A 19,667-nucleotide genomic window follows, 5' to 3' on the forward strand; every position below is an offset into this window, starting at 1 on the left:
GTGAATGAACGCAGCCAACAAAGAGGCAGCTTAAATGATAACGTGTAGAAGGAAGCTGCTGTGCGCCTGATTATAACTTTTCTGATGGCCTGGTGCCTCAGCCTGGGGGCGTACGCTGCAACCGCCCCCGACGCCAAACAAATCACCCAGGAACTGGAGCAGGCGAAATCTGCAAAGCCTGCTCAGCCCGATGTCGTCGAAGCCCTTCAGTCTGCCCTGAACGCGCTTGAAGAACGGAAAGGTTCACTCGAGCGCACTCAGCAATATCAGCAGGTTATTGATAATTTCCCGAAAATGTCCGCCAGCCTGCGCGCGCAGTTAACCAATCTGCGCGATGAACCTCGCAGCGTTTCGCCGGGCATGACGACCGATGCGCTGAATCAGGAGATTCTCCAGGTCAGCAGTCAGTTGCTGGAAAAGAGCCGTCAGGCCCAGCAAGAGCAGGAACGCGCTCGTGAGATTGCCGACTCGCTGAGCCAACTGCCTCAGCAGCAAACCGACGCCCGCCGACAGCTCAACGAAATCGAACGCCGCATTGGCAGCGCCACCGGCAACACCCCGCTCAACCAGGCGCAAAATTTCAGCATGCAGGCAGAATCCGCCCGCCTGAAAGCGCAGGTTGATGAGCTGGAACTGGCGCAACTTTCGGCCAACAACCGTCAGGAACTGGCGCGTATGCGATCCGAACTGGCGGAAAAACAGAGCCAGCAACTGGATGCCTATTTACAGGCCCTGCGCAATCAGCTCAACAGCCAGCGCCAGCGTGAAGCCGAACGGGCGCTGGAAAGCACCGAGTTACTGGCAGAGAACAGCGCTGATTTACCGCCGGACATTGTCGCCCAGTTCAAAGTGAACCGGGAGCTGTCAGCCGCGCTGAATCAGCAGGCGCAACGCATGGATCTCGTCGCGTCTCAACAGCGTCAGGCCACCAGCCAGACTCAGCAGGTACGTCAGGCGTTGACGACACTGCGTGAACAGTCGCAATGGTTAGGCTCGTCTAACCTGTTGGGCGAAGCGTTACGTGCCCAGGTGGCGCGTCTGCCGGAAATGCCCAAACCCCAGCAGCTAGATACTGAAATGGCGCAACTGCGCGTCCAGCGTCTGCGCTATGAAGATCAGCTCAATAAGCAGCCTCAGCTGCGCCAGCTCCATCAGGCGGACGGACAACCGCTTACCGCGGAGCAAAACCGTATTCTTGAAGCACAACTGCGCACCCAACGCGAGCTGCTGAATTCGCTGTTACAGGGCGGCGACACGCTGATCCTCGAACTGACCAAACTGAAAGTGTCCAATAGCCAGCTTGAGGATGCGCTGAAAGAGGTGAATGAAGCGACCCACCGCTATCTGTTCTGGACCTCTGACGTTCGCCCGATGTCATTCTCCTGGCCGATTGATATTGTGCAGGATCTGCGTCGGCTGATCTCACTCGACACCTTCAGCCAGTTAGGTCAGGCCAGCGTGATGATGCTGACCAGCAGAGATACCCTGCTGCCGCTGTTTGGCGCGCTGATTCTGGTCGGGTTCAGCATTTACTCACGTCGTCACTTCACCCGTTTTCTGGAGCGTTCCGCCGCCAGAGTGGGCAAGGTGACGCAGGATCACTTCTGGCTGACGCTACGCACCGTGTTCTGGTCGATACTGGTGGCCTCGCCGCTGCCGGTACTGTGGATGACGTTGGGGTATGGACTGCGCGAGGCCTGGCCCTGGCCACTGGCCGTCGCAATAGGCGATGGCGTCACGGCGACGGTGCCGCTGCTGTGGGTAGTGATGATTTGCGCGACATTTGCCCGGCCCAATGGCCTGTTTATCGCCCACTTCGGCTGGCCGCGCGAACGCGTGTCGCGTGCGATGCGTTATTACCTGATGAGTATCGGGCTTATCGTACCGCTGATCATGGCGCTCATCATGTTCGATAACCTGAACGATCGGGAGTTCTCCGGTTCGCTCGGTCGCCTGTGCTTTATCCTGATTTGCGGTGCGCTGGCGCTGGTCACCCTGAGTCTGAAGAAAGCTGGCATTCCGCTCTATCTCGATAAAGAGGGCAGCGGTGACAATATCGTGAACAGCATGCTGTGGAACCTGATGATTGGCGCACCGCTGGTGGCGATACTGGCGGCCGCCGTGGGTTATCTGGCAACGTCGCAGGCGCTGCTGGCGCGACTGGAAACCTCCGTCGCCATCTGGTTCCTGCTGTTGGTGATTTACCACGTCATTCGTCGCTGGATGCTGATTCAGCGCCGCAGACTGGCCTTTGACCGTGCCAAGCACCGCCGCGCGGAAATGCTGGCCCAGCGCGCGCGTGGCGAAGAAGAACCGGCCCATTCGACCAGTCTGGAAGGGACCATCGACGTTGATGAGAGCGAAGTCGATCTCGATGCTATCAGCGCCCAGTCGCTCCGTCTGGTGCGCTCCATCCTGATGCTGATCGCCCTGCTGTCGGTCATTGTGTTGTGGTCGGAAATTCACTCCGCATTCGGCTTCCTCGAAAACATCTCGCTGTGGGACGTCACCTCGACGGTGCAAGGGGTTGAAAGTTTAGAACCGATTACGCTGGGCGCGGTGCTGATCGCGATTCTGGTGTTTATCATCACCACCCAGCTGGTGCGTAATCTGCCTGCGCTTCTCGAACTGGCGTTGCTGCAGCACCTCGATCTCACACCGGGTACCGGCTACGCCATTACCACCATCACTAAGTACCTGCTGATGCTTATTGGCGGTCTGGTGGGTTTCTCGATGATTGGAATTGAGTGGGCTAAGCTGCAATGGCTGGTGGCGGCACTCGGCGTCGGTCTGGGCTTTGGTTTGCAGGAAATCTTCGCCAACTTTATCTCCGGCCTGATCATCCTGTTTGAAAAACCGATTCGTATTGGCGATACGGTAACCATTCGCGATCTGACCGGCAGCGTAACGAAGATCAATACCCGCGCAACCACCATCAGCGACTGGGACCGCAAAGAGATCATCGTGCCGAACAAAGCGTTCATCACCGAGCAGTTCATCAACTGGTCGCTGTCTGATTCCGTGACGCGTGTGGTGCTGACCATTCCGGCACCGTCCGATGTGAACAGCGAAGAGGTGACGCAGATCCTGCTAACCGCCGCGCACCGCTGTTCGCTGGTGATCGACAACCCGGCACCGGAAGTCTTCCTGGTGGATCTGCAACAGGGGATCCAGATCTTCGAACTGCGTATCTACGCCGCCGAGATGGGTCATCGCATGCCGCTGCGCCATGAAATCCACCAGTTGATTCTGGCGGGCTTCCGCGAGCACGGTATCGATATGCCATTCCCACCGTTCCAGATGCGTCTGGAGAGCCTGAATGGCCGACAAACAGGGAAAACGCTCAGTTCTGCCGGCAGAAGAAGTCGTCCGGCGGGGAGTTTGTAAGTCTTCGTCGTGCCGGACAGGGCTAACGGGGCGAGTCGCCGAAATGAAAAGGGGGCACTACGCGCCCCTTTTCATCACGTCAGAACGCGTTATGCGCGATCAACAGTAAAGGCAATCACTTCCGCGAGGCTTTCTGCGCCCAGCGCCAGCATCACCAGACGATCCACACCCAGCGCTACGCCCGAGCAGTCCGGCATGCCAACTTTCAACGCTTCGATCAGGTTGTTGTCGATGGGTTGCTGCGGTAATCCGCGCGCGGCACGCTTACGGTTATCCTGTTCAAAACGTTGCTGCTGTTCACGCGCATCCGTCAGTTCATGGAAACCATTCGCCAGCTCAATACCTTTGAAGTAAACCTCGAAACGTTCCGCTACACGGTGATCTTCCGTACTGATCTGCGCCAGTGATGCCTGACTTGCCGGGAAGTGATAAACAAACGTCGGTTTATCTTTGCCAATGTGGGGTTCAACGCCCATCGTAAATAGCAGTTGCAGTAATGTATCGCGATCTTCTTCAGTATCCGCAATGTTGCTTAAGTCGAGCTTCGCGGCGACGTCACGCAGTTGCGTTTTATCCGCAGACAACGGGTCAATCTCCAGATGACGCTGGAAAGCCTGCTGATAAGAGAGGCTCTCTGCCGCCGGGCATTCCAGCACCTGCTGCAACAGATCGTCCACTTCGTTCATCAACCGGTACATGTCGTAATGTGGACGATACCACTCGAGCATGGTGAATTCGGGGTTGTGATGACGTCCCATCTCTTCATTACGGAAACTACGGCACAACTGAAAGACCGGACCACACCCTGCCACCAGCAGACGTTTCATGTGGTATTCCGGGCTGGTCATTAAATAGAGGTTCATCCCCTGCGAATGACCGGGACCGACGAAACGCGTTTCGAACGGGAACAGATGAATGTCTGTGACCGTCGCCTGGCTCATGCAGGGCGTCTCAACCTCCAGCACTCCGCGATCGGCAAAAAAACGACGAATTTCCGTCATAATTGCCGCGCGTTTTAACAGGTTAGGTATGGACGCGCTCGGCTGCCAGGTTGCCGTTTCGCTCATGGTTCTTTCTCCAGTTTAAGACAAGGGCACGAAGTCTACTCGTAACGCGACGATGAAACAAATTTTGCTCAGGAATACTCAAGCGCGGCTGAAGGGTTAAAAAACCGCCGAGGGATGGTTTAGTAATTAAATTAATCAAAATCAATGATAATTCACCCCTTTGACACGCTAAAAAAATCGAACACGTCAAATTTCCCACACATAGCAACGACTATACTGTTGTACCTATAAAGGAGCAGTGGAAACACGTTCGCTACCCACCTTTTTCAGGCTCTTTTACGAGATATGTGGTGGCGAAATTACAATAATCTGGAGGAATGTCGTGCAAACCTTTCAAGCCGATCTTGCCATTATAGGCGCCGGTGGCGCGGGATTACGTGCTGCAATTGCCGCAGCGCAGGCAAATCCTAATGCGAAAATCGCACTGATTTCAAAAGTGTACCCGATGCGCAGTCACACCGTTGCTGCCGAAGGGGGCTCAGCCGCTGTCGCCCAGGATCATGACAGCTTTGACTACCATTTTCACGATACGGTAGCGGGCGGAGACTGGCTGTGTGAACAGGATGTCGTGGATTATTTTGTCCACCACTGTCCTACCGAGATGACCCAACTGGAACAATGGGGTTGCCCGTGGAGTCGCCGCGAAGACGGTAGCGTCAACGTTCGTCGCTTCGGCGGGATGAAAATTGAGCGTACCTGGTTTGCTGCGGATAAAACCGGCTTCCATATGCTGCATACCCTGTTCCAGACCTCTCTGCAGTTCCCACAGATCCAACGCTTTGACGAACACTTTGTGCTGGATATTCTGGTCGATGATGGTCATGCTCGCGGCCTGGTGGCGATGAACATGATGGAAGGCACGCTGGTGCAGATCCGTGCTAACGCGGTGGTGATGGCAACAGGCGGCGCAGGCCGCGTGTATCGCTATAACACCAACGGCGGCATCGTCACCGGTGACGGCATGGGCATGGCGCTCAGCCACGGCGTTCCGCTGCGTGATATGGAATTTGTTCAGTATCACCCGACCGGTCTGCCAGGTTCCGGTATCCTGATGACCGAAGGTTGCCGTGGTGAAGGCGGTATCCTGGTCAACAAAAACGGCTACCGTTACCTGCAGGATTACGGCATGGGTCCGGAAACACCGCTGGGCGAGCCGAAGAACAAATACATGGAACTCGGTCCGCGCGACAAAGTTTCTCAGGCCTTCTGGCACGAATGGCGTAAAGGTAACACCATCTCCACGCCGCGTGGCGATGTGGTTTACCTCGACCTGCGTCACCTGGGCGAGAAGAAACTGCTGGAACGTCTGCCGTTCATCTGTGAACTGGCGAAAGCTTACGTGGGTGTCGATCCGGTGAAAGAGCCGATTCCGGTTCGTCCGACCGCGCACTACACCATGGGCGGTATCGAAACCGATCAGAACTGCGAAACCCGCATCAAAGGTCTGTTTGCCGTCGGCGAATGTTCTTCTGTCGGTCTGCACGGCGCGAACCGTCTGGGTTCCAACTCGCTGGCTGAACTGGTGGTCTTTGGCCGTCTGGCCGGTGAGCAGGCGATGGAGCGTGCATCTACTGCGGGCACTGCGAACGACGCTGCGCTCGACGCACAGGTTGCAGGCGTTGAACAGCGTCTGAAAGACCTGGTTAACCAGGAAGGTAACGAGAACTGGTCGAAGATTCGCGACGAAATGGGTCTCTCTATGGAAGAAGGTTGCGGTATCTACCGTACGCCGGAACTCATGCAGAAAACCGTGGATAAACTGGCCGAATTGCAGGAGCGCTTCAAGCGCGTTCGCATCACCGACACCTCCAGCGTGTTCAACACCGACCTGCTGTACACCATTGAACTGGGTCATGGCCTGAACGTCGCTGAGTGTATGGCGCATTCCGCGCTGGCTCGTAAGGAATCACGTGGCGCCCACCAACGTCTGGACGAAGGTTGCACCGAGCGTGACGACGTCAACTTCCTCAAACATACTCTCGCCTTCCGCGATGCTGATGGCACGACTCGCCTCGACTATAGCGACGTGAAAATCACCACGCTGCCACCTGCAAAACGTGTTTACGGTGGAGAAGCGGAAGCAGCCGATAAGAAGGAGAAGGCGTAATGGCTGAGATGAAAAACCTGAAAGTTGAGGTGGTGCGCTATAACCCTGAGACCGACACCGCGCCGCACAGTGCTTTCTATGAAGTGCCTTATGATGAAACAACGTCACTGCTGGATGCGTTGGGCTACATCAAAGATAACCTGGCGCCAGACCTGAGCTATCGCTGGTCCTGCCGTATGGCGATCTGCGGCTCTTGCGGCATGATGGTCAACAATGTGCCAAAACTGGCGTGCAAAACCTTCCTGCGTGATTACACCAACGGTCTTAAGGTTGAAGCACTGGGTAACTTCCCGATCGAACGCGATCTGGTCGTCGATATGACGCACTTTATCGAAAGTCTGGAAGCGATTAAGCCGTACATCATCGGTAACCCGCGCACGCCGGATCAGGGGCCAAATACCCAGACCCCGGCACAGATGGCGAAGTACCACCAGTTCTCTGGTTGCATCAACTGTGGTCTGTGCTATGCCGCATGTCCGCAGTTCGGTCTGAACCCTGAGTTCATCGGACCGGCTGCGATTACCCTGGCGCATCGTTACAACGAAGATAGCCGCGACCACGGTAAGAAGGAGCGTATGGCACAGTTGAACAGCCCGAACGGCGTATGGACCTGTACTTTCGTGGGCTACTGCTCCGAAGTTTGTCCGAAGCACGTCGATCCGGCGGCTGCCATTCAGCAGGGTAAAGTGGAAAGTTCGAAAGACTTTCTTATCGCCACCCTGAAACCACGCTAAGGAGTGCAACATGACGACTAAACGCAAACCCTATGTGCGGCCGATGACGTCCACCTGGTGGAAAAAATTGCCGTTTTATCGCTTTTACATGCTGCGCGAAGGCACAGCCGTTCCGGCAGTCTGGTTCAGCATTGAGCTGATTTTCGGCCTGTTCGCACTGAAGCACGGTGTCGAATCCTGGGCGGGCTTCGTCGGTTTTCTGCAAAACCCGGTAGTGGTGATCCTCAACGTGATCGCCCTGGCGGCAGCACTGCTGCACACCAAAACCTGGTTTGAGCTGGCGCCGAAAGCCGCCAACATCATCGTAAAAGACGAAAAAATGGGGCCAGAGCCGATCATCAAAGGTCTCTGGGCGGTTACTGTGGTAGCGACCGTAGTCATACTGTTTGTTGCCCTGTTCTGGTAAGGAGTCCGGGATGATTAATCCAAATCCAAAACGTTCTGACGAACCCGTATTCTGGGGTCTGTTTGGCGCAGGCGGTATGTGGGGTGCGATTATCGCGCCGGTGATGGTTCTGCTGGTGGGGATTCTGCTGCCGCTGGGTCTGTTCCCGGGCGATGCCCTGAGCTATGAGCGCGTACTGGCGTTTGCTCAGAGTTTTATCGGCCGTGCTTTCCTGTTCCTGATGATTGTCCTGCCGCTGTGGTGTGGCTTACACCGTATGCACCACGCGATGCATGATCTGAAAATCCATGTGCCGGCTGGCAAATGGGTGTTCTACGGTCTGGCCGCCATCCTGACCGTCGTCACGGCAATTGGCATTCTGTCCGTCTAAAGCAATCCGCCCTCTTGTCTGCTGATAAGAGGGCATTTTTTTCGTCCCCACCGTTTTTTTCCCCATCAGGTTCTACACTTAGGAAAAACATCCTAAGGATAAACCTATGCGCCTGCTCCCCATCGTTGCCGCTGTGACGGCTGCGTTTCTGGTGGTTTCCTGTAGTACCCCAACCCCGCCACAGGGCGTTACCGTGGTGAATAACTTCGATGCCAAACGCTATCTCGGAACCTGGTACGAAATCGCCCGCTTTGATCATCGCTTTGAACGGGGACTGGAAAAGGTCACGGCGACCTACAGTCTGCGCGATGACGGCGGTCTCACTGTGATCAACAAAGGCTGGAATCCGGACAGAGCGATGTGGCAGAAAAGCGAGGGGAAAGCCTATTTCACCGGCGACCCCAGTCGCGCTGCGCTGAAAGTCTCTTTCTTCGGCCCGTTCTACGGTGGCTATAACGTTATCGCGCTCGACAGAGAGTACCGACACGCGCTGGTCTGCGGCCCGGATCGCGACTACCTGTGGATACTCTCACGCACGCCAACGCTTTCTGATGAAATGAAGCAGCAGATGCTGGCCGTCGCGACCCGGGAAGGGTTTGATGTCAGTAAACTCATCTGGGTGAAGCAGCCCGGCGCTTAGTGGGTGCTTAATTTCAGACCAATAATACCAACAACGATTAACGCCAGACTGGCCAGACGCATGGGATTGGCCGATTCACCCAGCAGCAGAATACCGGTGATGGCGGCACCGACAGCGCCAATCCCTGTCCACACGGCATACGCGGTACCCACGGGTAGCGTTTTCATCGCCCACGCAAGGAGCGCCATACTGACGATCATCGCGGCAATGGTGATGATACTCGGTGTCAGGCGACTAAAACCGTGGGTATATTTCAGCCCCACCGCCCAAACGACTTCAAGCAGACCGGCGATTAATAAGATTATCCAGGACATATCAGGCTCCAGAGAAATGGGGCCGTCCCCGGTGAAAGAAGCGTTCGCAGGTCGTCCTGCAACGCTGAAGGTGGAAAAAACATTCTTGCCCGAGCGGCGGTGAATTTCAACATTTTTATCTTTCCGCGCCTAAAAGGTTGAATTAGGCGCATTTCGCTGCGTATTTTGCGCATTCAGCACTCATCCGACTTCTCTATGATGGGACGCTTTCTGAAGTCAGGAAGCCATTTGCCTTACTTCTGAATGCGAAAACGCTATGTTGAAAATATTAGTGATTGACCGTTGCCACTTCACCCGCACAGGGATCGAGGCATGGCTTAATCATTCCGAACTCTTTAATACGTCGTTTGTGGTCTCTGGGCTCAATAATCTCTTACTGGTTAAAGAGCACATCCAGCAGTGGAAACCTCACCTGGTCATTGCGGACTTATACGGTTTTCTCAACGACACTCTGTCAGCCCAGTCCATTGCCCCATTTTTACTCGCCTGCGGCAGCAGTCCGTTGATATTACTGGAATCAGGAGGCGTGATGGTAGAGACGCAGCGCTATCCTGTCTGTGCGTCATTAACTAAGCAGGTCTCGCTGGCGATGCTGGCTGAAAATATCCACAACGCCCTGCTGAGCGGCTCGGTATCCGAAGCGCCCGGCAATGCCTCGACGCTGCTTACGCCACAGGAAGAGAAAGTGCTGACGATGTGGATGGAGGGGGCGAGTAACAACGCGATTGCCTGTGCGCTCAGCATTCATGGCAAAACGGTGTACACCTACAAACGTAATATCCGCATGAAGCTACACATGGATAATCGCTTTTCGCCGTTTCTTGCGCCGTCCGAACTGAAAAATTAACGGCACGACAACACTGTCGTACCGTTTACACGGCTACTGCTGAGCTTTGGTTGCTGCGCCCGAAATGGCGTTGCCGCCGTCGGAGATATCCTCACCCATGCCGCGTGTGGTATTACAAGCAGTTAATACGGAGGAAAGTACCAACACAGAAAAGATCGCTGCAATTGTCTTCTTAACCATAACGTCTTCCTTTTCTAGCCTATGTTATTTGTGTAGTGCCACTTAATCATAGACAAGATCCCAAACAATGGCGGGAGATAGACGCTTTTTAGGACGACGAGAAGAAATTAGCTGGCAGCGTGGGAAATGGAATTGCCGAGATGCTTAATATCCTCACCAAAGCCGCGCGCGGTATTGCAGCCCGCCAGCAACGAGGTGGTGAGAAGAATCAGTGTTACAAGACCGAGAAGATGTTTCATCATTCCTGCCCTGGAGAAACAATGGCGCAGCAAAGCGCTGCACCATAATGAACTAAACGCGCGGATTATTTAACGCGGGAAACGTATTCGCCTGAACGCGTATCCACTTTAATCACTTCGCCAATCTGAACAAACAGAGGCACTTTCACCACTGCGCCAGTAGACAGCGTTGCCGGCTTACCGCCCGTACCTGCGGTATCGCCTTTCAGACCCGGATCGGTATCAACGATTTCCAGTTCAACAAAGTTCGGCGGCGTCACGGAGATAGGCTGACCGTTCCACAGGGTCACGATGCACTCAGCCTGATCCAGCAGCCATTTATCGCTATCGCCGATCGCTTTAGCATCTGCGGACAGCTGCTCGAAGGTTTCGTTGTTCATGAAGTGCCAGAACTCGCCGTCGTTGTACAGGTAAGTCAGGTTCATATCTACAACGTCAGCGCCTTCAGCAGAGTCAGTCGACTTGAAGGTTTTCTCAACGCGAGTACCGGTCAGCAGGCGACGCAGTTTCACGCGCGCAAAAGCCTGACCTTTACCTGGTTTAACGAATTCGCTGGCTTCAACCGCATAAGGTTCGCCGTCCAACATGATTTTAAGACCAGCACGAAAATCGTTGCTATAGTACGTTGCCATAAGGCCCTCTGAAAATTGTTAACTGGTAGCTAAGCCACAAAATGGCGCATATTGTAACCCTAAATACCCCATCCAGAGAAGATTGGTTATCGCAACTTGCCGATGTTGTGACCAATCCCGATGAACTCCTGCGTCTTTTGAATATAGACGCTGATGAAAAACTGTTGGCTGGACGCGATGCCAAACGGCTGTTCGCCCTGCGTGTGCCACGTGCATTTATCGCGCGCATGGAAAAAGGCAATCCTGACGATCCGCTTTTACGTCAGGTACTTACCTCCGAGGATGAGTTTATTGCCGCACCGGGTTTCTCTACCGATCCGCTGGAAGAACAGCATAGTGTCGTACCTGGACTGCTGCATAAATACCGTAACCGGGCGCTGCTGTTGGTGAAAGGTGGCTGTGCGGTAAATTGTCGCTATTGCTTCCGTCGCCACTTCCCGTACGCCGAAAATCAGGGAAATAAGCGAAACTGGCAGGCGGCACTGGACTATATCAGCGCGCATACCGAGCTGGATGAGATCATTTTCTCTGGCGGCGATCCACTGATGGCCAAAGATCATGAGCTGGACTGGCTGCTCACGCAACTGGAAGCTATTCCCCATATCAAACGCCTGCGTATTCACAGCCGTCTGCCCATCGTCATCCCTGCGAGGATTACAGAGGAGCTGGTTGCCCGCTTCACCCGTTCTTCGCTGCAGATCCTGCTGGTGAATCACATTAACCACGCTAACGAGGTCGATGACGCGTTTCGACAAGCGATGGCGAAACTACGCGTCGCAGGCGTGACGCTGCTCAATCAGAGCGTCCTGTTGCGTGGCGTCAATGATAATGCGCAGACGCTGGCAAACCTCAGTAATGCGCTGTTTGATGCAGGCGTCATGCCCTATTACCTGCATGTGCTGGATAAAGTACAGGGTGCGGCGCATTTCATGGTGACGGATGATGACGCGCGCCAGATCGTGCGCGAACTGCTCACGCTGGTGTCGGGTTATATGGTGCCCAAACTGGCGCGGGAAATTGGCGGCGAACCGAGTAAAACGCCACTGGATTTACAACTGCGTCAACAATAACCTCGCAATCAGGTGTCCGTTTCCGGACACCTGTCACCAAAACCCCCGGATTCCCCCATCCTGTATGTTATTTTAGCGACACCTTGCGAACTATATATTTAAAAATCATATCTATAAGTCGCAACTAATCGCTGAATTTATTATTGGTGAGGGAGAACCGTTATGGCTATCAGTATCAAAGGCGTGAATACGGGTGTTATCCGTAAAGCTAACGAATTCATCGCGCTGGCGCTGAAAATTAAAGAGCCAAGGAACAAGGAATCGCTGTTTTTTCTGCCTGTGCTGGAATTACGCGATCTGCTGATTGCCGTGGAAAGTCGTCTGTACCAGAAACAACAACTGAACGCTGCCGAACGTCAGCACTACGAAAAAACGCGCGACAATATCAGCAAGAAAATGCAGGAAAACATTCCCGCGATAGTGGAAGACGAACTTCGACACGCGGATATTCATCGCCGCGTCACCGCCGTCGCCTTAACCGACGGGAATGGCGACAACATCACGCTGACCTTCACGCTTCACGACGGCAATACCTGCATCCTGCGGGTGAACGAATTACAGATTGAGGTGCTGGTGTATGCCATAATTCGGGCGATAGAGAATGCCGGCATGCGAGAACTGGCGCTACGGCTCTCCTCATTGCTGGACTTTTTGCCGCTGTATGATGCGGACTGCCTGGACCATGAGCGACAGGAATTCGACGCCTACACGCAGCCAGAGTGGAAACACGCGCTTTTCACGCATTATCTTGCGGTACTTTATCGTTTTACGGATGAAACAGGAAAGGAACGGTTCAGCGGCACTGTCGTGAAAACCCGCGTTCCATCGGGCAGTAAAGAGGCGGAAGCCATTTCCCGTCGTTTACTCGACTTTAGCCCGAGGCTGAAAAAGCTGGCAGGTAAACCTTGTCAGGCTTTTGTCAGAACGCTGACGGCGGATAAAGCACAAACGCTGACCCAGGAGCAATGCCTGCGCGCGCTGCATCATTTACGGGTTCAGTCCGTTCACACCGCAACCCAACACGCCTGATGGCGCTGCGCTTATCAGGCCTACGACATAACGTCGAGTCATTACACAAAATCATTCAATCAGAATCGCGGCGGCAAGCGAAGAAATCCCCAGGAGCATAGATCACTATGTGACTGGGGTTTCACAGCGCAGCCAACAAAGAGGCTGGTTGAAGGATGAAGTGTAATCAATTAGGGCACTTATAAACCTGACCAATCATCTCACTGGCAGTCGGGACAAAGCTGGATAACATGCCCTGGCTCGGGCTGCTGACGCCATAAATCACGTTGCCGCCCATCGCTGCTGCCTGGTTGCGCAGGTCATTTGCCGCACCACGCATAGAACCGCCTTCTTCACCGTGCTGACCTGAAAGCCAGTTGCTTTGCTTCCCGGTGGCCGTGCCAACCAACTGACATTCAGCGCCTGGCTTCTCTTCAACAAAGCGAACGCTTTGCCCGGCGGAACTCAGTTCGTTGCTGGAGCTACAACCCGCCATCAGTAGCGCGGCACCGACGATCCCTGCTAAATATTTCACGTGCATGTTATTCCCCATAATCAATGAGCAGGACGTTTTGTCCGTCACTGAATCTTATACTAAAAAGATGACCAAAAGAAAAACCCCCGGACATTTCTGCCCGAGGGTTTCTCATTTTTCGCGAGATATGTATTTAATCAAATAATTCAAGTTGCAGGCAGGCGGCAAGTTCATGAATCCCCAGGAGCTTACATGAGTAAGTGACTGGGGTGAACGAACGCAGCCAACGAACCTGCGGCTTGAAGTATGAAGATTAAATTACATCATGCCGCCCATACCACCCATGCCGCCCATACCGCCAGCAGCACCTAAGTCAGGCGCGTCGCCTTTCGGCAGGTCAGTTACCATGCACTCGGTGGTGATCATCAGACCAGCCACAGAAGCCGCGTACTGCAGAGCAGAACGGGTTACTTTGGTTGGATCCAGGATACCCATGTCGATCATGTTGCCGTATTCTTCGGTCGCTGCGTTGTAACCGTAGTTGCCATCACCCGCTTTCACGGTGTTAGCGACAACAGACGGTTCTTCGCCGCAGTTCAGAACGATCTGACGCAGCGGAGATTCCATTGCGCGCAGCGCAACTTTGATACCCACGTTCTGATCTTCGTTCTGACCTTTCAGGCCAGCGATTTTGGAGGCTACGCGAATCAGCGCCACGCCACCACCGGCAACCACGCCTTCTTCTACCGCAGCACGGGTCGCGTGCAGGGCATCTTCAACGCGGGCTTTTTTCTCTTTCATTTCAACTTCGGTCGCAGCACCAACCTTGATAACGGCTACGCCGCCTGCCAGTTTCGCTACGCGCTCCTGCAGTTTTTCGCGGTCGTAATCGGAGGTGGCTTCTTCGATCTGCTGACGAATCTGCGTCACACGACCCTGGATTGCCGCTTCGTCACCCACGCCATCGATGATGGTGGTGGTGTCTTTGTTGATCACCACGCGTTTTGCCTGACCCAGGTCTTCCAGCGTTGCTTTTTCCAGCTCCATACCGATCTCTTCAGAGATTACGGTACCACCGGTCAGAGTCGCGATATCCTGCAGCATCGCTTTACGACGATCGCCGAAGCCAGGTGCTTTAACCGCAGCCACTTTCACGATGCCACGCATGGTGTTAACCACCAGCGTTGCCAGCGCTTCGCCTTCCACATCTTCAGCGATGATCAGCAGCGGTTTACCTGCTTTCGCAACGGCTTCCAGAACCGGCAGCATTTCGCGGATGTTGGAGATTTTCTTGTCAGCCAGCAGGATGAACGGGCTTTCCAGTTCTACTGCGCCAGTTTCCGGCTTGTTGATGAAGTACGGGGACAGGTAGCCACGGTCGAACTGCATACCTTCAACGACGTCCAGTTCGTCCTGCAGACCGGTACCGTCTTCAACGGTGATCACGCCTTCTTTACCGACTTTGTCCATCGCTTCCGCGATCAGTTTACCTACGGTTTCGTCGGAGTTAGCGGAGATGGTACCAACCTGAGCAATGGCTTTAGAGTCGGAGCACGGTACGGACAGCGCTTTCAGTTCTTCAACCGCAGCCGCAACCGCTTTGTCGATACCACGCTTCAGATCCATCGGGTTCATACCCGCAGCAACGGCTTTCAGACCTTCAGTGATGATGGACTGAGCCAGTACGGTCGCGGTGGTGGTACCGTCGCCTGCAGCGTCATTCGCTTTAGAGGCGACTTCTTTCACCATCTGCGCGCCCATGTTTTCGAACTTGTCTTCCAGTTCGATTTCACGTGCGACGGAAACACCATCTTTAGTGATGGTCGGTGCACCGAAGGATTTGTCCAGAACGACGTTACGGCCTTTCGGACCGAGGGTGACTTTCACTGCGTCTGCCAGTACGTTTACGCCGCGCAGCATTTTCACACGAGCGTCGTTACCGAATTTTACGTCTTTAGCTGCCATTTTCTCTTTCCCTTAAATTCGTATGTTCAGTGTCGTTCGCGGATTACGCTTCAACAATTGCCAGGATGTCGCTTTCAGACATGATCAACACTTCTTCATTGTCGATCTTCTCAGATTTCACACCGTAACCATCGTTGAAAATCACGATGTCGCCGACTTTCACGTCCAGCGGTTGCACGGTACCGTTATCCAGGATGCGACCCTTACCGACAGCGATGATTTCGCCACGAGTTGATTTACCCGCTGCAGAACCGGTCAGAACGATGCCGCCAGCAGATTTGGACTCAACTTCTTTACGTTTAACGATCACGCGATCATGTAACGGACGAATACTCATTGATAGCTCTCCTTTGAGAAAGTCATTATCAGTTATGGGTGACGCCGGCCCGCTAAGGTTCCCGGCTAGTGACCAGAGAGATGGGGATGGGTTTTTGCCCCTTCAAGGGGCAACGTGAAAAAAAATTCTGATCAGCAAAAAATCCTGCAAAAAACCTACTTACCTCACATTTCTCGCCTATTTAATCGCTGGCGTCATAAGCAAATCCGATTGTGATAACATCGAAAACCTGCGCAGTTGCCTGGAATTCAGGCGCAAATGGATAACAACTCATGAGTGGACTGAAACAAGAGCTGGGACTGGCTCAGGGCATTGGCCTGTTGTCGACATCATTATTGGGAACAGGCGTGTTTGCCGTCCCGGCCCTGGCGGCACTGGTGGCAGGCAATAACAGCCTGTGGGCCTGGCCAGTTTTGATTGTTCTGGTGTTTCCCGTTGCGATTGTGTTTGCCCTGCTAGGCCGCCATTACCCCAGCGCAGGCGGCGTCGCACATTTCGTCGGTATGGCGTTTGGCCCACATCTTGAACGGGTCACCGGCTGGCTGTTTCTGTCCGTCATTCCCGTAGGTCTTCCTGCCGCGCTGCACATTGCCGCCGGGTTTGGTCAGGCGATGTTTGGCTGGCACGGCTGGCAACTGTTGCTGGCCGAACTTGGCACCCTGGCGCTGGTGTGGTTTATCGGTTCACGCGGCGCGAGCTCCAGCGCGAACCTGCAAACGGTGATTGCGGGTCTGATCGTGGCGCTGATTGTCGCTATCTGGTGGGCTGGCGACCTTCAACCGGCAGAGATTCCTTTCCCTGCGCCAGGCGATATTGAGATGTCGGGGTTGTTTTCCGCACTGTCGGTGATGTTCTGGTGTTTCGTCGGTCTGGAAGCGTTCGCCCACCTGGCCTCTGAATTCAAGGATCCGGAGCGGGATTTCCCGCGCGCGCTGATGATTGGTCTGCTGCTGGCCGGTTCGGTCTATTGGGCCTGCACCGTTGTGGTTCTGCACTTTGACGCCTATGGCGAAACGATGGCAGCGGCGGCCTCGTTACCGGAAATCGTCGTGCAATTGTTTGGCGTCCAGGCGCTATGGGTAGCCTGTGTGATCGGTTATCTGGCCTGCTTTGCCAGTCTCAACATTTATATACAGAGTTTTGCCCGTCTGGTGTGGTCACAGGCGCAATACAAACCAGACCATTATCTGGCCCGCCTCTCCTCCCGTCATATTCCACGCAATGCGCTCAATGCCGTGCTGGGCTGCTGTGTGGTCAGTACGCTGTGCATTTATGCGTTAGAGATCAATCTCGATGCGCTCATCGTCTACGCCAATGGCATCTTTATCATGATCTATCTGCTGTGCATGCTGGCAGGGTGTCGCCTGTTGAAAGGTCGGTATCGCGCGCTGGCGATGGTGGGCGGATTATTATGCCTTCTGTTACTGGCAATGGTCGGCTGGAAGAGTCTGTATGCGCTGATTATGCTGGTGATACTGTGGCTGTTTTTGCCACAACGAAAAAAGGTTGAACATCACTTATAGGCCGGTTCAGCGAAAAGGCCCGGTGGCGCTTACGCTTACCGGGCCTACAGGAATCAGTCGCGACGATCGTCTTTGTGTTCGATACGGTCACGTTCTTCATCTTTGCGCTGGAACTCGCCGTCAAAGGTGTCGCCACCGCCGGTTCCGGCGCTAAAGCCGCCACCCGGCATCCGGGAAAAGCGCAAATGCGGCAGCAGCTTCATCGTCAGATGCTTCTGCACAGGGGGTAATAAAAGAAGAAGACCAAGGAAATCGGTGAAAAAGCCTGGCAACAACAGCAACAGACCCGCGATGATCAGCGAAACACTCTTAATCATCTCTTCAGCCGGGCTCTCTCCTGCCGCCATTTTCTGCTGCATCAGCAAAAAGTTCTTAAATCCCTGGTTGCGAACCAGCGACATCCCGATGACCGAGGTGAAGATCACCAGAATGAGCGTCATCAGTACACCCATCACATGGGCGACCTGAATGAAGATAGAAATCTCAATATAAACATAGAGAAAGACTGCAAGTAACGGTATCCAGCGCAAAAGGATTCTCCTCAAACGACCGCCGTGGTGCGCACGTCGGTCCGAAAATAGTTGCGATTCGCATTAGTCGGATATAGGGGTGGTTCGCAAAATTTCAAGCTGTTTGTACACTTATTTTTAGAGTTAATCCTAAAGCGGTGACCTATTTCACAAAATAATAATTAAGGAGTAATTTACCACACTTAAAGTGATCCAGATTACGGCACAATTTCTGGAGCAGAATATGATCTCGTTGACCAGACCGATGTAGGGGATAATCGTCGGTCAAGAAACAATCGAAACCACATATATTCTGTGTGTTTAGTGCATTCATTGGCAGCTTTAAATAAAGAAGGTTCACATGTTAAACAACATTCGTATCGAAGAAGATCTGTTGGGTACCAGGGAAGTTCCAGCCGAAGCCTACTATGGTGTTCACACTCTGAGAGCGATTGAAAACTTCTACATCAGCAACAACAAAATCAGTGACATCCCTGAATTTGTGCGCGGCATGGTAATGGTTAAGAAGGCCGCTGCTCTGGCAAACAAAGAGTTGCAGACCATCCCTAAAAGTGTAGCGAATGCTATCATTGCCGCATGTGATGAAGTCCTGAATAACGGCAAATGCATGGACCAGTTCCCGGTAGACGTTTACCAGGGTGGTGCAGGCACCTCCGTCAACATGAATACCAACGAAGTGCTGGCCAATATCGGGCTGGAACTGATGGGTCACCAGAAAGGTGAATATCAGTACCTGAACCCGAACGACCACGTGAACAAATGTCAGTCTACTAACGACGCCTACCCAACCGGTTTCCGCATCGCCGTTTACGCTTCTATCGTTAAACTGGTCGACGCAATCAACCAACTGCGTGAAGGTTTTGAGCGTAAAGCTGTTGAGTTCCAGGACATTCTGAAAATGGGTCGTACCCAGTTGCAGGATGCGGTTCCGATGACCCTGGGTCAGGAATTCCGTGCTTTCAGCGTACTGCTGAAAGAAGAAGTGAAAAACATCGAACGTACCGCTGAACTGCTGCTGGAAGTTAACCTCGGCGCAACAGCTATCGGTACCGGTCTGAACACACCGAAAGAATACTCTCCGCTGGCCGTACAGAAACTGGCGGAAGTGACGGGCTTTGCCTGCGTTCCGGCTGAAGACTTAATCGAAGCGACCTCTGACTGCGGCGCTTACGTGATGGTACACGGCGCGCTGAAACGCCTGGCTGTGAAGATGTCCAAAATCTGTAACGACCTGCGCTTGCTCTCCTCTGGCCCACGTGCCGGCCTGAATGAGATCAACCTGCCGGAACTGCAGGCGGGCTCTTCTATCATGCCAGCAAAAGTGAACCCGGTCGTACCGGAAGTCGTCAACCAGGTGTGCTTCAAAGTCATCGGTAACGACATCACCGTCACCATGGCATCTGAAGCGGGTCAGCTGCAGCTGAACGTGATGGAGCCCGTGATTGGTCAGGCGATGTTTGAGTCCATTCACATCCTCAGCAACGCCTGCTACAACCTGCTGGAGAAATGTGTTAACGGTATTACCGCTAACAAAGAAGTGTGCGAAGGGTATGTCTACAACTCTATTGGTATCGTCACTTACCTCAACCCGTTCATCGGCCACCACAACGGCGACATCGTTGGTAAGATTTGCGCCGAGACCGGTAAGAGCGTACGTGAAGTGGTGCTGGAGCGCGGTCTGTTGACTGAAGCTGAGCTGGACGATATTTTCTCCGCACAGAACCTGATGCACCCGGCTTACAAAGCAAAACGCTATACTGATGAAAACGAACAGTAATCGTACAGGGTAGTACCAAGGAGGGCACGTCAGATGACGTGCCCTTTTTCTTATTAGAA

Annotated in this window: 20 protein-coding genes; 11 read left to right on the plus strand and 9 right to left on the minus strand. The window is 53.7% G+C overall.

The genetic code is table 11. The annotated features are described in order from the left end of the window. Positions 1-60 precede the first annotated feature (60 nt). Complete coding sequence (gene mscM / locus AL479_RS06230; RefSeq protein ID WP_061075463.1) at positions 61-3,387, plus strand: miniconductance mechanosensitive channel MscM; 3,327 nt, start codon at positions 61-63, stop codon at positions 3,385-3,387. An 89-nt stretch (positions 3,388-3,476) separates the two neighbouring features. Here the strand turns inward: mscM and epmA are convergent, their stop codons facing one another. Further along, complete coding sequence (gene epmA, locus AL479_RS06235) at positions 3,477-4,454, minus strand: elongation factor P--(R)-beta-lysine ligase (RefSeq protein ID WP_061075464.1); 978 nt, start codon at positions 4,452-4,454, stop codon at positions 3,477-3,479. Positions 4,455-4,776: 322 nt separating this feature from the next. On the opposite strand from epmA, the gene frdA reads away from it, so the two are divergent. From frdA to AL479_RS06260, 5 genes are all read left to right on the plus strand, one after another. Beyond that, positions 4,777-6,561 carry a fumarate reductase (quinol) flavoprotein subunit gene (gene frdA / locus AL479_RS06240; protein WP_061075465.1) on the plus strand — a complete coding sequence of 595 codons (1,785 nt, stop codon included), beginning with the start codon at positions 4,777-4,779 and terminating at the stop codon, positions 6,559-6,561. Further along, entirely contained in the window at positions 6,561-7,295 is a 735-nt protein-coding gene (gene frdB, locus AL479_RS06245; RefSeq protein WP_061075466.1) for a fumarate reductase iron-sulfur protein, read from the plus strand. Before frdA ends, frdB begins: the two co-directional genes overlap by 1 nt. Positions 7,296-7,305: 10 nt before the next feature. Further along, a complete protein-coding gene (gene frdC / locus AL479_RS06250) occupies positions 7,306-7,701 on the plus strand; it encodes a fumarate reductase subunit FrdC (protein ID WP_042321376.1) in 396 nt (131 codons plus the stop codon). A 10-nt stretch (positions 7,702-7,711) separates the two neighbouring features. Further along, positions 7,712-8,071, plus strand: a complete 360-nt coding sequence (gene frdD, locus AL479_RS06255) for a fumarate reductase subunit FrdD (protein ID WP_042999169.1) — start codon at positions 7,712-7,714, stop codon at positions 8,069-8,071. A 106-nt stretch (positions 8,072-8,177) separates the two neighbouring features. Beyond that, positions 8,178-8,711 carry a lipocalin family protein gene (locus tag AL479_RS06260; RefSeq protein ID WP_061075467.1) on the plus strand — a complete coding sequence of 178 codons (534 nt, stop codon included), beginning with the start codon at positions 8,178-8,180 and terminating at the stop codon, positions 8,709-8,711. Here AL479_RS06260 and sugE read toward each other — a convergent pair. Beyond that, positions 8,708-9,025: a quaternary ammonium compound efflux SMR transporter SugE gene (sugE, locus tag AL479_RS06265; RefSeq protein WP_042321373.1), complete on the minus strand. Its 318-nt coding sequence runs from the start codon at positions 9,023-9,025 to the stop codon at positions 8,708-8,710. The genes AL479_RS06260 and sugE overlap by 4 nt on opposite strands. A gap of 256 nt (positions 9,026-9,281) precedes the next feature. Here sugE and AL479_RS06275 point away from each other — a divergent pair, with 256 nt between their 5' ends. Further along, positions 9,282-9,872, plus strand: a complete 591-nt coding sequence (locus AL479_RS06275) for a LuxR C-terminal-related transcriptional regulator (protein ID WP_061075468.1) — start codon at positions 9,282-9,284, stop codon at positions 9,870-9,872. A gap of 33 nt (positions 9,873-9,905) precedes the next feature. Here AL479_RS06275 and ecnB read toward each other — a convergent pair whose 3' ends face one another. The 3 genes from ecnB to efp form a co-directional block, all read right to left on the minus strand. Continuing rightward, positions 9,906-10,052 carry a lipoprotein toxin entericidin B gene (gene ecnB, locus AL479_RS06280; protein ID WP_017459191.1) on the minus strand — a complete coding sequence of 49 codons (147 nt, stop codon included), beginning with the start codon at positions 10,050-10,052 and terminating at the stop codon, positions 9,906-9,908. Between the two features lie 107 nt (positions 10,053-10,159). Beyond that, entirely contained in the window at positions 10,160-10,294 is a 135-nt protein-coding gene (locus AL479_RS06285; RefSeq protein WP_061075469.1) for an entericidin A/B family lipoprotein, read from the minus strand. Between the two features lie 62 nt (positions 10,295-10,356). Next, positions 10,357-10,923: an elongation factor P gene (gene efp, locus AL479_RS06290; protein ID WP_061075470.1), complete on the minus strand. Its 567-nt coding sequence runs from the start codon at positions 10,921-10,923 to the stop codon at positions 10,357-10,359. A 41-nt stretch (positions 10,924-10,964) separates the two neighbouring features. Here efp and epmB point away from each other — a divergent pair, with 41 nt between their 5' ends. Together epmB and yjeJ are read left to right on the plus strand one after the other, a co-directional pair. After that, positions 10,965-11,993: an EF-P beta-lysylation protein EpmB gene (epmB, locus tag AL479_RS06295; RefSeq protein ID WP_061075471.1), complete on the plus strand. Its 1,029-nt coding sequence runs from the start codon at positions 10,965-10,967 to the stop codon at positions 11,991-11,993. A gap of 162 nt (positions 11,994-12,155) precedes the next feature. Next, positions 12,156-13,022 carry a YjeJ family protein gene (yjeJ, locus tag AL479_RS06300; protein WP_061075472.1) on the plus strand — a complete coding sequence of 289 codons (867 nt, stop codon included), beginning with the start codon at positions 12,156-12,158 and terminating at the stop codon, positions 13,020-13,022. Between the two features lie 166 nt (positions 13,023-13,188). Here yjeJ and AL479_RS06305 read toward each other — a convergent pair whose 3' ends face one another. The 3 genes from AL479_RS06305 to AL479_RS06320 form a co-directional block, all read right to left on the minus strand. Continuing rightward, the gene (locus AL479_RS06305) at positions 13,189-13,542 is read right to left on the minus strand and encodes a DUF4156 domain-containing protein (protein WP_045438856.1); all 354 of its coding nucleotides are present in this window, start codon (positions 13,540-13,542) and stop codon (positions 13,189-13,191) included. 252 nt (positions 13,543-13,794) lie between these two features. Beyond that, on the minus strand, positions 13,795-15,441 hold the full coding sequence (groL, locus tag AL479_RS06315; protein WP_003025464.1) for a chaperonin GroEL: 1,647 nt from the start codon (positions 15,439-15,441) through the stop codon (positions 13,795-13,797). 43 nt (positions 15,442-15,484) lie between these two features. Then, complete coding sequence (locus AL479_RS06320; protein WP_000027827.1) at positions 15,485-15,778, minus strand: co-chaperone GroES; 294 nt, start codon at positions 15,776-15,778, stop codon at positions 15,485-15,487. A gap of 272 nt (positions 15,779-16,050) precedes the next feature. On the opposite strand from AL479_RS06320, the gene yjeH reads away from it, so the two are divergent. Next, positions 16,051-17,301 (plus strand): L-methionine/branched-chain amino acid transporter, encoded by a 1,251-nt coding sequence (gene yjeH / locus AL479_RS06325; RefSeq protein WP_061075473.1) that lies wholly within the window; start codon positions 16,051-16,053, stop codon positions 17,299-17,301. Positions 17,302-17,354: 53 nt separating this feature from the next. On the opposite strand, the gene AL479_RS06330 is transcribed toward yjeH, so the two are convergent. Beyond that, on the minus strand, positions 17,355-17,831 hold the full coding sequence (locus tag AL479_RS06330) for an FxsA family protein (protein ID WP_042999159.1): 477 nt from the start codon (positions 17,829-17,831) through the stop codon (positions 17,355-17,357). 340 nt (positions 17,832-18,171) lie between these two features. Here AL479_RS06330 and aspA point away from each other — a divergent pair, with 340 nt between their 5' ends. Next, positions 18,172-19,608 carry an aspartate ammonia-lyase gene (gene aspA, locus AL479_RS06340; RefSeq protein ID WP_042999158.1) on the plus strand — a complete coding sequence of 479 codons (1,437 nt, stop codon included), beginning with the start codon at positions 18,172-18,174 and terminating at the stop codon, positions 19,606-19,608. Positions 19,609-19,667: the final 59 nt, after the last annotated feature.

It is taken from the genome of Citrobacter amalonaticus (genome assembly GCF_001559075.2).
Taxonomy (GTDB): domain Bacteria; phylum Pseudomonadota; class Gammaproteobacteria; order Enterobacterales; family Enterobacteriaceae; genus Citrobacter_A; species Citrobacter_A amalonaticus_F.